The sequence below is a fragment of the Micromonospora sp. NPDC005710 genome (assembly GCF_040630995.1).
Taxonomy (GTDB): domain Bacteria; phylum Actinomycetota; class Actinomycetes; order Mycobacteriales; family Micromonosporaceae; genus Micromonospora.
This window is the reverse complement of record NZ_JBEXYP010000025.1, coordinates 13,830-27,673: the sequence shown is the minus strand read 5'-3', so window position 1 is coordinate 27,673 and position 13,844 is coordinate 13,830. Positions and strand designations below refer to the sequence as shown.

At 71.4% G+C, this 13,844-nt stretch carries 11 protein-coding genes; 7 read left to right on the top strand and 4 right to left on the bottom strand.

Features of this window, described 5'->3' with window-relative positions:
• Positions 1 to 182: 182 nt before the first annotated feature.
• Positions 183 to 1,262, bottom strand: a complete 1,080-nt coding sequence (locus tag ABZ406_RS26475) for a glycoside hydrolase family 19 protein (protein ID WP_357766958.1) — start codon at positions 1,260 to 1,262, stop codon at positions 183 to 185.
• A gap of 423 nt (positions 1,263 to 1,685) precedes the next feature.
• Between ABZ406_RS26475 and ABZ406_RS26470 the strand changes: the two genes are divergently transcribed.
• The 7 genes from ABZ406_RS26470 (at position 1,686) to ABZ406_RS26440 (ending at position 10,712) form a co-directional block, all read left to right on the top strand.
• Positions 1,686 to 2,717: a polysaccharide deacetylase family protein gene (locus ABZ406_RS26470; RefSeq protein WP_357766954.1), complete on the top strand. Its 1,032-nt coding sequence runs from the start codon at positions 1,686 to 1,688 to the stop codon at positions 2,715 to 2,717.
• Positions 2,718 to 2,813: 96 nt separating this feature from the next.
• Positions 2,814 to 3,773 (top strand): acetamidase/formamidase family protein, encoded by a 960-nt coding sequence (locus ABZ406_RS26465; protein ID WP_357766951.1) that lies wholly within the window; start codon positions 2,814 to 2,816, stop codon positions 3,771 to 3,773.
• A gap of 63 nt (positions 3,774 to 3,836) precedes the next feature.
• Complete coding sequence (locus ABZ406_RS26460) at positions 3,837 to 5,255, top strand: WGR domain-containing protein (protein ID WP_357766949.1); 1,419 nt, start codon at positions 3,837 to 3,839, stop codon at positions 5,253 to 5,255.
• Positions 5,256 to 5,326: 71 nt separating this feature from the next.
• A complete protein-coding gene (locus ABZ406_RS26455) occupies positions 5,327 to 6,430 on the top strand; it encodes a DUF559 domain-containing protein (RefSeq protein ID WP_357766946.1) in 1,104 nt (367 codons plus the stop codon).
• On the top strand, positions 6,427 to 7,140 hold the full coding sequence (locus tag ABZ406_RS26450) for a hypothetical protein (RefSeq protein WP_357766944.1): 714 nt from the start codon (positions 6,427 to 6,429) through the stop codon (positions 7,138 to 7,140). The genes ABZ406_RS26455 and ABZ406_RS26450 overlap by 4 nt, the downstream gene beginning before the upstream one ends.
• A complete protein-coding gene (locus ABZ406_RS26445) occupies positions 7,137 to 10,370 on the top strand; it encodes an ATP-binding protein (RefSeq protein WP_357766941.1) in 3,234 nt (1,077 codons plus the stop codon). Before ABZ406_RS26450 ends, ABZ406_RS26445 begins: the two co-directional genes overlap by 4 nt.
• Positions 10,371 to 10,379: 9 nt before the next feature.
• The gene (locus ABZ406_RS26440; RefSeq protein WP_357766938.1) at positions 10,380 to 10,712 is read left to right on the top strand and encodes a putative quinol monooxygenase; all 333 of its coding nucleotides are present in this window, start codon (positions 10,380 to 10,382) and stop codon (positions 10,710 to 10,712) included.
• Between the two features lie 55 nt (positions 10,713 to 10,767).
• Here ABZ406_RS26440 and pdxY read toward each other — a convergent pair whose 3' ends face one another.
• The 3 genes from pdxY to ABZ406_RS26425 form a co-directional block, all read right to left on the bottom strand.
• Positions 10,768 to 11,619 carry a pyridoxal kinase PdxY gene (pdxY, locus tag ABZ406_RS26435; RefSeq protein ID WP_357766936.1) on the bottom strand — a complete coding sequence of 284 codons (852 nt, stop codon included), beginning with the start codon at positions 11,617 to 11,619 and terminating at the stop codon, positions 10,768 to 10,770.
• A 141-nt stretch (positions 11,620 to 11,760) separates the two neighbouring features.
• Positions 11,761 to 12,552: a serine protease gene (locus ABZ406_RS26430; RefSeq protein WP_357766933.1), complete on the bottom strand. Its 792-nt coding sequence runs from the start codon at positions 12,550 to 12,552 to the stop codon at positions 11,761 to 11,763.
• 160 nt (positions 12,553 to 12,712) lie between these two features.
• The gene (locus tag ABZ406_RS26425; RefSeq protein WP_357766930.1) at positions 12,713 to 13,729 is read right to left on the bottom strand and encodes a LacI family DNA-binding transcriptional regulator; all 1,017 of its coding nucleotides are present in this window, start codon (positions 13,727 to 13,729) and stop codon (positions 12,713 to 12,715) included.
• Between the last annotated feature and the right edge of the window lie 115 nt (positions 13,730 to 13,844).

The window sequence follows — 13,844 nt, the reverse complement described above, 5'->3', positions numbered from 1 at the left end:
TCATACGAGGTGGTGAGCAACGAGGATCGAGGCGGTGGACTGCCGCTGATAGTTCCGGGCGCAGCACTGCCGTGTCAACGTGTTGATCGCGCCGAAGCGGCCGCGGCCACCACCGGGCCCCGGCCGTCGGCCTGCCGGGCCTCGACTCCGTCCGGCGACGTACGCCGAGGCCCGGCCCCTGATCAGCAGTAGAGATTGGCCCCGGCCGAGACGCCGAGGATGCCGACGAACTGCTGGTATCTGGTGACGCGGCTCTGCACCTGGGCGGGGTTACCGCCGTTGCACTCGATCGAGCCGTTGATGCTGCGGATCGTCTGACCGAACCCGGCACCGTTGACCATCGCGTTGTGGGCGGTCATGGTGCCCGGCCCGTTCTGGGTCATCCAGTACCAGATACCGGTCTTCCAGGCCACCGAGGCGTCGGTCTGCACCAGCCACGGGTTGGTCAACAGCGGCAGGTTGAGGGCGATGCCCGCGGCGTTGTAGTTGAAGTTCCAACTGAGCTGGATCGGCCCCCGCCCGTAGTAGGCGGCCTGCCCGGCGGGGCAGCCGTACGGCTGGCCGTAGTCGCAGTAGTGCGGGTAGTTCGCGGTGTTCTGCTCGACCACGTACACGAGCCCGCCGGTCTCGTGGTAGACGTTCGCCAGGAAGGCAGCGGCCTCCTGCCGCTGGACCGTGGTGCTGCCGGTGCGCGCGAACGCCGGGTAGGCGCTCAGCGCGGCGACGAGCCCGGAGTACGTGTAGAAGGAGTTGCGGCCCGGGAACATCTGGTTGAACTGGGCCTCGGTGACCACGAAGCCGCCCGGGTTGGTGGGAGGCGGGCTGGTCGGTGGCTGACCGCCACAGGTGTACGGCTCCCAGTACCAGGTGCTGACGACGGGGTCGTACCCCGGGTTGTCGTGCTCGGCGATGTAGTAGGAACCGTTCGTGTACCGCACGATCGCACCGGTGGCGTACCAGGTGCCGGCGGTCCAGTTCGGGTAGCTGCAGGTCCCTCCGGTGGGCGGCGTGGTGCCGCCGCCGCACGCGCCGAGATCCTCCCAGACGCCTGTGGTGCCGGGCGGCGCCTCGTTCTGGGTCCACCACTTCGCCCGGTAGTTGCGGCCGTTGTGGGAGACCTGCGCGTCTCCCCAGTAGACGGCCGAGGCCTGCCACGATGCTGAACAGGCCGCCGCCGAGGCGGCGGTGGCCGGTATGACCGCCACCAGCCCGCCGGCGACGACGAGTGCCGCCAGCGCGACAAGTGCGCGCAGTCTCGTCATGTGATCGCTCCTTCCGAGGGTTGACTGGCCGAGACCCGGGTCGGATATCGACCGAGATGACTCTAACATCTTCTGTTCACAATCTTTACTAATCCGGCTCGCCCGGCGTCGGCGACCCGGAATCCGGTGGCCGGTACTTCCGGTTGTTTTCCGGATCATGTCGAGCCGTGGAGCGGCAACGGACCGGACAGGAGCTCACTGTGATCCGACAACGAGACAGTCCGGACTGGTCAACGCGGATCTCCACTCCGGACGTCGCAATGCCTTGTTCCGGAGTGGTTCCGGAACTTGTTGACGTGTTCGAATTCTCGCTGTAATACTCCGATCCATTGAGGTCTATGCGCTGGCACGCCGCGACCTACCACCACCACACCTGTCCGGACTGCGCTGTCCGCCGTCCGGGTCCGCGAGAAGGGGCACCAGATGAGCAGGCTCTTCCCCCGCACGGCTCTGTGGTCGAGGCGGTTGCGCGCGGCGCTCGCCGTCCTCGCCACCGCCGTGGCCATGTGCGGCGTCGTCCTGGCCGCCACCTCGACCCCGTCGAGCGCCGCCACCTGCAACGGCTACGTCGGGCTCACCTTCGACGACGGTCCGACCGGCAGCACCAGCGCTCTGCTCAACGTGCTGCGCACCAACGGCGTACGGGCCACGATGTTCAACGTCGGGCAGAACGTCCAGAACAACAGGTCGGCAGCGCAGGCCCAGGTGGCAGCAGGCATGTGGGTCGCCAACCACAGCTGGAACCACTCCCACATGACCTCGATGAGCCAGTCGCAGATGCAGTCGGACCTGTCCCAGACCAGCTCGGCGATCCAGTCGGCGACCGGCAGCCGGCCGGTGCTGTTCCGGCCGCCCTACGGCGAGACCAACTCCACCCTGCAGTCCGTGGCGTCGTCACTCGGCATGCGTCAGGTGATCTGGGACGTCGACTCGCAGGACTGGAACGGCGCCAGCGTCAGCCAGATCGTGTCCAACGCGAGCCGGCTCCAGGCCGGTCAGGTCATCCTGATGCACGATGGCATCCAGAACACCCGCGATGCCATCCCCCTGATCATGGCCAACCTGACCAGCCGCAACCTGTGCCCCGGCATGATCTCGCCGTCCACCGGCCGCGCGGTCGCGCCCGACGGCACCACCCCGCCGACCAGCACACCGCCGACCACCCCGCCGCCCTCGGGTGGCACCTGCACCGCGACCGCCACGACCCCCAACATCTGGGGCGACAGGTACAACACGTCGGTGACGGTCAGTGGCGCCAACACGTGGACCGTCGTCGTGGCCATCACCTCGCCGCAGCGCGTCTCCACCGTCTGGAACGGCACCGCCACCTGGGACAGCAGCGGCACCGTCATGACCGTGCGGTCCAACGGCAGCGGCAACACCTTCGGCTTCACCACGATGAACAACGGCAACAGCAGCGCCCGCCCACAGATCCGCTCCTGCACCTCGGGTTGACATCGCCCAGGTTGAGTCGTGCGCGGTGGGTGCGCCCGGCACCCACCGCGCACCTGGCGACCCGACGCGCTGACCACCTGCCACTAGCCTGCACTGATGCGGCACACCCTCACCCCGGGGCAGAACACCCTGCACGGCCACTTCTCCCCCGACCTCCCGCCCGTGCTCACCATCGACCCCGGTGACTCCGTTACCTACCGCACCCTGGACTGCTGGTGGTCCGCCGGCCCGTACCCCGGGGGGCCGAACCGGGAGCGGCCCCGCGTCGCGCAGCACCGGCCCGACCACGGACACGCCCTGATCGGTCCGGTCGCCGTCCGCGGTGCGCGCGCTGGTCAGACCCTCGAGGTACGCATCGACACCGTCGTCCCGGGCAGCTGGGGAACGACAGTGGCCGGCGGATGGCCGAGCGAATTCAACAAGCACTACGGGGTGCAGGATCACCAGGTGGTGCACGCCTGGACGCTGGACCCGGCGGCCATGACCGGCAGCAACCAGCTCGGCCACACTGTTCCGCTGCGGCCCTTCATGGGAGTGCTCGGTATGCCACCCGCGGAGCCGGGGCTGCACTCGACTACCCCACCGCGCCCGTGGGGCGGCAATCTGGACTGCCGGGACCTCACCGCCGGCAGCATCCTCCTGCTGCCGATCCCGGTGGACGACGCGCTGTTCTCCGTCGGGGACGGGCACGCCGCACAGGGTGACGGCGAGGTCGGCGGCACCGCTATCGAGTGTCCGATGGACGAGGTGACACTGACCTTCGACGTACGCGACGACTTCCCGGTCACCGGCCCGGTGGCCCGCACCCCCGACGCGTGGCTGACCCTCGGCGTCGGCGCCTCCCTCGACGACGCCACGTTCACCGCCCTGGACGCGATGCTGACCCTGATGCAGCGGCTGCACGACCTCAGCCGCGCAGACGCGGCGGCGCTGGCCAGCATCGCTGTCGACGTGCGGGTGACGCAGATCGTGAACCAGAGCGTCGGCGCGCACGCAGTGCTCCGCGACGACGCGCTGCGCTGGCCGGACGCCGGTTCTGTCGGAGGTCGCCGTTAACGTGTGGTCACTGTCGCCGCGCTGGCCGGACCGCGCCGCCCCGCTGACCCTCGGAGGCTCCCCATGTCCCAGGAGACGACCTACCTCGAACTGTCCGAAGTGGACGGTGCGCACAAGTTCTACGAGGTCCTCGTCGACAACGCCACACTGACGGTGCGCTACGGCCGGATCGGCGACCAGGGGCAGGTCAAGGCAACCGCCTATCCGGACAACGCCCGGGCCCGGGCCGCCGCGGCGAAGAAGATCGGGGAGAAGGTCCGCAAGGGCTACGCGCCGGCGGTGGCCGGCGTCCGTCAGAAGCGCACAGTGTCGCGGCGGCAGATCGTCAGCACCCACTCCACCGCCCGCACCGCCCCGGTGCTCTGGCGCTACGACTCCGGCGCCCCCGCCTTCGGCATCTTCGTCGACGGGCAGCACTGCATGGTCGGCAACGAGCACGGCATCATCACCACGCTCGGCCACGACGCGCAGGTGCTCAGCCAGGTCCGCCTCCCCGACGGGGTCAAGTGCATCGTGGCCGACGACGCCTGGGTCTACGCCGGCTGCGACGACGGCAACGTCTACGACCTGTCCGGCAAGGTGCCCCGGGTGGCGTACGCGATCGCCCCGGAGATCGACATCTACTGGCTGGACATCCACGACGGCGTGCTCGGCGTCTCCGACGCCGACGGCGGGATCACCGCCATCGACCACGAGGACGAGTTCCTGTGGCGGCGCCCCGGGCGCGGGCGTTCGGCCTGGATGGTGCGGTGCGACGACGACGCCATCTACCACGGCCACTCGCAGGGCGTGACCTGCTACGAGTGGCGTACCGGCGGGGAACTGTGGCACACCCGGACCGGCTCAGTGCTCTTCGGCTGGCAGGAGCACGACAGTGTGTTCGCCGGGACCGGCACCCGCGAGGTGGTGCGGTTGTCCAAGTCTGGTCGACTCGCCGGCACCTACCGCTGCGACGCCCCGGTCTTCTCCTGCGCCACCGCGGAGGGCGGCCGGTACGTCTTCGCCGGTGACAGCCAGTCCTCGATCTACTGCTTCGACGCGGCGGGCACCCGGCTGTGGAAGCTCGGCACCGGCTGCGGCTCGGCGTACTCCATGCAGTACCACGACGACCGGCTCTACGTCGTCACCACCGGCGGTCACCTCGCCTGCGTCGACGCGAGCGAGCCCGCGATCCGCGCGGCGCAGGCCGGCGACGTGCCGGAGGTACGCGACATCAAGGCCCCACGCCAGGCACCCCAGCCGGTGCAACCGACGATCGTCGAGGTGACGAGCGACGCGGGTGCCGGCGTGGTCGTCCAGTGTCTGGACGACCGGGGGCGGTTGCGGGTCCAGGTGCTGTCCGACGGCTTCCGGCGCGACTGGTCGGTGCAGTTCCCCAAGGGGATTCGCGAGCCGGGCGCCCGCTACCTGGTGACCGAGGTGCGCGAGTCGAGCCGCGGCGGTTACTACCGCGCCTACGGTGACATCCGCCGGCTGCGCTGAGCAGCGGCGGCGGCACCGTCGTCGCCACCGAGGGGTCCCGGTCGTGCCGGCCCGTGCCGTAGGGTGCCGCCATGGCGCACCCCGTCCGGGCCGACGGCGACGCCAACGGAGCCTGGTGGGCGGCCCCGCCCACGCGACGAGTGAGTCACCTGCCGGGCGTCGACCCGGAGCTGTTGCGGGTGGCGTTCGACCCGTTGCCGCCGGCGGCGCCCGCGATCGTCCACTACCGGCCCACTGTGACCGGCGCCCTCGGCGACCTCGTGGGCACCCTGCTCGATCAACTGGACGTCGCGGCCCGCACGATGTTCCCCCGCTGGCTGACCGGGGCCGACCGTTTCGACAGCGAGGGCACGCTCGGCGTGGCGGCGGTTCGCGCCCTCGCGGCCCGTACCGCCGCCCAGTCCCGGCACTTCGGCCCATTCCTCGCCGACCTCGCCGAGCGCGGGCTGCGCGGCCCGCGTCACCCCGCCGGCCAGTCCCGCTTCGCCCCGGGGGTACGCGCCGCCGGGCTCGCCCGGGTGATCGCCGAGGCGTACGAGAGGGACAGCTGCGTCCTCGTCGTGGCCCTGCCCGACCTGGCAGCGGACGCCGAGCGGACGCTCGTGGCCGCCGCCGAGTGGCTCGTACGGCACGGCGGCTTCACGGTGTGGTTGGTAGGAAAGCCGCTGCGCCACGCCGACCGGGTGCGGTCGGTGCCGATCGAGGTGCCGGCGCGATACGCCGGGCTGGCCGGCACTGTCGAACCGACTCCGGCCACTGCCGCCGAACGGGAGCCGACAGTGTTGGCCTGGCCGCCGATCGCGGGCGTGCCCCGCGGTGACAGCGCCGCCGAGCAGGCGTTGGAACGCGCGCTCGCGCCACACGACTGGGCGCGCGGCAGGCGGTGGAACCAGACCTACGAGTGGCACGTCCTGGCCACCGCGTACCGACTGGATCTGTTTTGGCCCACGGAGGGTCTTGCGGTCGAGGTGGACGGCCCGGAGCATCGTGGGCGAATCGCTTTCGCCAACGATCGGCGGAGAGACGTGCAGCTGCAACTCCTCGGGCTGGACGTGCTCCGCTTCACCAACGAACAGGTGCTCACCGACGCGCCGGCGGTGGTCGACGGGATTCGTCGGCTGCTGGCCCGGCGACGCGCGGGCGGCACGTACCCCCACGGAGATGAGACATCATGACGAGCCCGGCGGACGTCCCGCACCTGACACCGAACCAGATCAACGCCCTCGTGGTGCTGATGGTCGAGGCGCGCCGACTCACAAACGTCGAGCTGAGAGAGCTGGCCGGTTTCACGCTGACCGGCACTGACAACAGGAAGCTCGTCGACCTGGGCCTGGTGGACACCGATCGGAAGCACCGGCCGTTCGCCCACGAGCTGACCGACGAGGGTTGGCGGGTGGCCCGTCGGCTGCACATCTCCGCACCGCCGAAGCAGGGCGGCTCGACGACCCGGTCGTTGTTCGTCGTGTTGTCCAACCTGCACCGTTCGCTGGACCGGCTCCGGGTCAGCCACGGTGACTTCTTCAAGCAGACCGAGGCGACGGCAGCGCAGGGCGGCGAGCCTCGGCACGACGCACCGGCATCCACCGCACCGGCACCCACTGCGGCGGGCCCTGAGTCCGCGGCGGAGGTGGAGGCGCTGGTGCGTTCCGCGTACCAGGAGTTGGCCACCGCGCCGGGCGCCTGGGTCGGCCTCGCCGACGTCCGGGACCGGCTCGCCGACACCGACCAGGCCGCCCTCGACGCGGCGTTGCGCGCGATGGTCGGCCGTGCGGACGTCCGTATCATCCCGGTGGCGAACTCCAAGTCGCTCACCGAACGGGACCGGGCGGCGGCCGTCCGCATCGGGAACGAGGACAACCACGCCCTGGCGATCGGCCCGGCATGATCTCGCAGGACCAGCGGACCGCGCTGGAATCGGTGAGCCTCAACCCGGCGGTCACCCCCGACGACGTCTGGCGACCCAGCCCGCACAACGTTCCGGAGCTGCACGAGAAGGTGGCCGCGGAGATCCTGCGCGGAGTGGCGCGGGCCCGCACCGACGACACGAGCATGCCGCTCGGCGTGGCCATGCAGGGCCGCGCGGGCGCCGGCAAGACGCACCTTCTCGGGGCGGTCCGCGAGCAGATCCAGCGCGACGGCGGCTACTTCTTCCTTGTCGACATGGTCAGTGGCAAGACCTTCTGGGAGAGCGTGGCCCTGGCCCTGGTGGAGGGAATGGGCCGCGCCCACGTCGGCTGGGGCACCCAGCTGAAGACGTTCCTGCGCCGACTCACCACCCAGCTCGGCCTGCCGCTGGAGGTCCGCGACGCGGTCGCCGGTGCCCGACCGGTGACCCGGGCGCAACTGGACACCTTCGTCTGGGCGCTGCGCGAGCGCGACCGGGAGGTCGGGCGGGACGCCCAGGACACCGCTCGGGCGCTCGTCCTGCACGGCGCCGTCGACTTCGAGGCGCAGGACGTCGGTTACGCCCATCTGATCTCCGAACCCGGTGACCCGGCCGCGCGGGCGGAGTGGGGGTTGAGCGCCGCGATCCGCACCCCGCAGCAGGTCGTGCAGGACATCTCCCGACTGATGGCCCTGGCCCTGGACCCCACTGTCATCGCCGTGGACCAGCTCGACACGCTGTTCGCCCAGACCAGCACTTCACTGCTCAACCAGCATCAGGGGCTGGAGGACGCCCAGGCCAAGGTGCTCGGCCCGATCGCCGACGGTCTGCTCAAGCTCCGCGACATCACCCGCCGCACGCTTGTCGTGGTCTCGTGCCTGCCGGACACCTGGGTGCTGATGACCCGCACCGCGCCCACCCCGGTCGCCGACCGTTTCCGTACGTCCACCCTGCCGGACCGGATCCCCACCCCGGAGATCGGGCAGGCGATAGTGGCGAAGCGCCTCGCCGCCGCGTTCGCTGGCATGTACTTCGGGCCACCGCACCCCACCTGGCCGATCGCGCCCGCCGCCTTCGTCGACGCGCCCACCCTCACGCCACGCGCCCTGCTCCGCCGGGTGGACCGCCACATCGCCTGGTGCCGGGACCGCGACGAGGTGGTCGAACTCGACCGGCTCATCGACGGCGCCGAGTCGACGCCCCCTGACAGCGCCGTCCGTGGCTCGTCCGCCGACCCGGCGACGGACGAGCGCCGCCTGCACGAACTGGACGCGCGCTTCGCCGACCTGGTCGAGGCAGCGGACGTGTCGGCCGCGGTGAGCCCGACGGGCGAGGACGAGCACATGCCGCGGCTGCTCGCCGCCGGCCTGGCCGCCTGGATCGCCGAGCATGCACCCACCGGCGCCACCTACAAGTACGACCCGCCACCCGGGCGCAAGCCCGCGTTGCACGGGCGGCTGATCGAGGTGCTCGACGAGGCCACCGAGAACGAGGCGCACTGGTGCTTCCGAGCCGTCGCGCACCCCAATGCCGTCGCCGTCACCGCGCGGGTCAAGGCCGCGTGCACACTCGCCGGGTTGGACCGGGACCTGCCACAACGGCGGCTGATCCTGCTGCGCAACGGTCCGTGGCCGACCGGAAAGCGGACGACCGAGGTGTTGACCGGCTTCGACGCGGCCGGCGGTCTGCGGCGCGCAGTGTCCGAGTCGGACCTGCGGGTCTTCGCCGCGCTTCGGGTGATGGCGGCGGAGCCCTCCACCGCCCTCCAGGAGTGGCTGGTGGCCCGCCGTCCGGCCAGCGGAACCGAACTGTTCCGCGCGGTCCTGCCCGGTCCGGACGGGACGCGCGGTTGCACGCCTCCCCCGACGCCTGACGACGCCGGGCCACCGCCGGGCGGCCCCCATCTCGAACCGACGACCGGGCCGACTGGCGTGTCGACGGGCACGGCGGCCGGCTCCGTACCCGCCGAGCCGGTCGACCTTCCGCCCGGCGAGGGCGGCCGGGCCGTCGGGCTGGGACGGACCGTCGACGGCGGGCACCCGTTCACTGTTCCCCTGGAGTCGTTGCGCCGCCACGCCGTGGTGTTCGCCGGGTCCGGCTCGGGCAAGACCGTGCTCATCCGCCGGCTGGTCGAGGAGTGCGCCCGCGAGGGGGTCTCCGCGATCGTGCTCGACCCCAACAACGACCTCGCCCGGCTCGGCGACGCGTGGCCCGACCCACCGAGTGGTTGGGGCCCCGGCGACGCCGACCGCGCCACCGACTACCTCGCGCACACCGAGGTGGTGGTGTGGACGCCCCGGGTCACCGCCGGTCGGCCGTTGAGCTTCCAGCCGCTACCCGACTTCACCTCCCTGCGGGACTGGCCGGACGAGTTCGACCAGGCTGTCCGCTCCGCCGTGGAGTCGCTCGCGCCCCGGGCCGGGGTGGACCGCGCGGGCCGGCTCGCCCAGCAGGGCAAGGCCGTCCTCACCGAGGCCCTCCAGGCGTACGCGCGCAGCGGGATGGTGGGCCTGCCCGGCTTCACCGAGTTCCTCACCGACCTGCCCGAGGGGGTCAGTCGGCTGGCCCGGGCCGGGAAGCTCGCCGAGGAGTTGGCCGAGGCACTCAAGGCGGCGATGGTCACCGACCCGCTCTTCGGTGGGGTGGGCGCTCCCGCCGACCCGGGGCTGCTGCTGACTCCGTCGCCGGGGCGGCGGGCCCGGGTGTCGGTGGTCAGCTTCGTCGGCCTCACCTCCGACCAGGAGCGGCAGAGCTTCGTCAACCAGTTGCAGATGGCGCTCTTCGCGTGGATCAAACGGCACCCCGCCGGTGACCGACCGCTGGGCGGGCTGTTCGTGATGGACGAGGCGCAGACACTCGCGCCGTCGAGCGGCACCACTGCCTGCACCGCCAGTTCGATCGCGCTGGCCTCACAGGCCCGCAAGTACGGTCTCGGGCTGGTCTTCGCCACCCAGGCGCCCAAGGGTCTGCACAACCAGATCTCCGGCAACGCGACGACGCAGTTCTTCGGGCTGCTCAACGCGCCGGCGCAGATCGACGCGGCCCGGCACCTCGCCGAGGCCAAGGGCGGCCGGCTGCCGGACATCGGCCTGCTCAACAGCGGCGAGTTCTACGCCGCCGGGGAGGGATTCTCGTTCGTCAAGGTCCGCACCCCGCTGTGCCTGACGCACCACCCGAAGGCGCCGTTGACACCCGAGGAGGTCGTCGCCCGCGCCCGCCCGGCTGGGTAGCCTGGTGCCATGATCTTCATTATCGCCAAGTTCCGGGTCCGGGCCGAGCACGCCGACCGGTGGCCGCAGATCGCCGCCGAGTTCACCGAGGCGACCCGGGCGGAGCCGGGCTGCCTGTGGTTCGACTGGTCCCGCAGCCTTGACGATCCCACCGAGTACGTGCTGGTGGAGGCGTTCCGTGACGACCAGGCCGGCGCGGCCCACGTCCAGTCCGCCCACTTCCGGGCGGCCCAGGAGAGCCTGCCGCCGCACCTGGCCGAGACCCCACGCATCGTGAACGCCACGGTGCCGCAGGAGGACTGGTCGCTGCTCGGCGAGATGGCAGTTCCCGAGGGCAGCTGACGACCACCGGCCCGCGACAGTCGTCAGCGCAGCAGTTGCGCGGCCCCGCCCGCCGTCAGCGGAGCCGGCGGGCGGTGAAGCGGGTCGGCGGGTCGGCGATGACGTCCTGTGCCGCGATCAGTTGGATCTCCCGGGTGCCCGCCGCGAGAGTCGCCTCGAGGACGGCGTAGACGGAGGCGATGGTGCGTTCCAGGGCGGCGGCGGGTGAGCCGGTCGTCCACAGGTGCGCGAGGTACAGCGCCGCTGTGACGTCGCCCCCACCGTTCGGGTTGATCGGCAGCAGCGGCGTGGTCACCGCCCAGGCGCCCTCGTCGGAGACCGCCACCACCTCCAGCGAGTCCGGCGGCAGGTCACCGTGCAGCACGCTCGTCACCAGGACGTGCCGTGGCCCGGTCGCGCGCACCACGTCGACCGCGTCGAGCACCTCGGCCAGCGAGTTCGTCGTACGGCCGGCGAGGAAGTCCAACTCGAAGTGGTTCGGGGTGATGATGTCCGCTCGGGGCACCACGGTGTCCCGCAGGTACTCCGGAATGCCCGGCCGGACGAACATGCCCCGGCCGGCGTCGCCCATCACCGGGTCGCAGCAGTACACGGCGGCGGGGTTGGCCGCCTTCACCGTCGCGACCGCGTCCAGGATCACCGCGCCCACGGCCGGGTCGCCCTGGTAGCCGGAGAGCACCGCGTCGGCGCTGCCGAGGACGCCCCGGTCCTCGATGCCCGCGATCACCTCCGCCACGTCCGACGCCGGGAGCAGCGGGCCGCGCCACGCCCCGTACCCGGTGTGGTTGGAGAAGTGCACGGTCAGGACCGGCCAGACCTCGTGCCCGAGGCGTTGCAGCGGAAAGGCCGCCGCCGAGTTGCCGACGTGGCCGTAGGCGACAGACGACTGAATGGACAGGATCTTCACCGGCCCATCATCGCCGCTGCGGACGACGGCGCACTGACGGCCCGCCGAATCTGTCGGGTGGCCCACTCGCCGCCGGGCGGGCGGACGGCACGAACGGGCGGCCCGGACCGTGTCGTCCGGGCCGCCCGAGCGGTCGTACGGTCAGCCGCCGAGGCTCGCCGCCGCCGATGCGATCGTCGAGGCGAAGTAGCTCACCTGGGTGTAGACACCCGGGTAGTTGGGCCGGGCGCACCCGTTGCCCCAACTGACGATGCCGACCTGGATCCAGGCGTTGCTGGCGTCGCGGCGGAACATCGGGCCACCCGAGTCACCCTGGCAGGTGTCAGTGCCGCCGCTGGCGTAGCCGGCGCAGATCTCCTGGGCCGGGATGAGGTCCCCGCCGTAGTTGGCGTTGCAGGTGGAGTCGCTGACGAACGGCACGCTCGCCTTGAGCAGGTACCGCTGCTGGCCGCCGCCCTCGCGGGCGGCGCCCCAACCGGCGACGGTGAAGGTGCCGCCGTCGTACGCGGTGGTGCTGGCGATCGGCAGCGTGCTCAGCCCGGTGACGGGGCTGGCCAACCGGATCAGCGCCCAGTCCCGGCCGGAGCCGTTGTAGCCGGGAGCGCGGTAGACGTAGTTGGACCGGACGGTGATCCGGCTGGACGACTGGAGGTCGACAGTCCCGAGCGTCGCGGTGATGCTGGTGTTGGTGCCCGTCGCACCCACGCAGTGCGCGGCGGTGAGCACCAGCCGGGGGCTGTACAGCGCCCCTCCGCAGCCCATCGAGAGGCGCACCATGAACGGGAACTCGCCCTGGGCGGCGCGGGTGCCGCCGACGACGTTCGGCGTGATGGGGCTGTCGGCCGCGGCCGGCGCGGTGAGGGTGAGGCTGGCCGCGGTCACCGCGGCCAACGCGGTGGCCAGCAGGCCAGTGAGGGTACGCCAGCGAACCATGCATTCCTCCGCATCAGGATGGCACGCCTCGTGAGCGCACCCCGTTCGAGATTGCGGTCATCATATTGAGGCTGATGGATCTAGCGGGTCATCCTCTCTGGGTCGTACCACCGGCGTTATGGATCTCGTGCCGCATCGTGGGCTGGTGGGCGACCGGCGGTCAGGGGACCGCCGTGCCGGTGCTCTGCCGGCGCAGGAGCCGGAACGGCGTCTGCACGGTCAGCGGACCCGCGACCTGTTCGCCCTCGATGCGCGCGACGAGGCGGCGTACCGCGAGCCGGCCGATCTCCCTCTTGTCCGGGGCGATCGTGGTGAGGGTCGGCGCGGTGAACCGCCCCTCCTCGATGTCGTCGATCCCGACCACCGCGACGTCAGCGGGCACCCGGTGACCGGCCTCGGCAAGCGCCCGCAGCGCGCCGATCGCGACCAGGTCGTTGTAACCGAAGACCGCGTCCGGCCGGTCACCGAGGGCGAGCAGGTCCCGCATGGCCCGCATGCCGTCGAGCCGACCGAACGCGTCGGTCCGGGCGACGAGACGGGGTCGGTACGGCAGGCCGGTGGCCGCCAGAGCCTCCCGGTATCCCCGGACCCGCAGGTGGGCCGACTGCCGGTCCCCGCCCGGGGTGGCGCCGATGAACGCTATCCGGCGGCGACCGATCGCCACGAGGTGGCGGATGGCGGCGTGGCTGGCGGCCACGTTGTCGATGGCGATGTGGTCGTACGGCACGTCGTAGACGCCCTCGCCGATCAGGACGAGTGGACCACCGGCGGTCCGGGCCAGCACCTCCTCCCGGCCGACGCGCACCGGGCTGAGGATCAGGCCGTCGATGATCCGCTGCCGTGAGCCGTCGAGGAGCGCCAGCTCCGCCTCCCGGTCCGCGGCGGTGTTCTCCATGACGAGCGTGTAGCCGAGCGCCGCGGCCTCGGCGATGGCGATCTCGGCGAGTTCGGCGAAGTAGGGGTTGGTCAGCTCCGGGACGGCCAGGGCGATCAGGCCGGTACGGCCCCGGCGGAGGTGCCGGGCGCCGAGGTTGGGGCTGTAGCCGAGTTCGTCGATCGCCTGCTGCACCCGTTGTCGGGTCCGCTCCCCCACCGGCCGGTACCCGTTCACCACGTTCGACACAGTGGCCAGCGAGACACCGGCGCGCCTGGCGATGTCCTTCAGGTTGACGCCCATCCTCCAACCCTTCGCGAATGCGGCCAGCCGGCCGGGCGGGCATTGACGAACAAGCATTGACGAGACGCCCGACGCGGCTCTATAACGTTAAACAGGTGATGATGGATGTCAATAT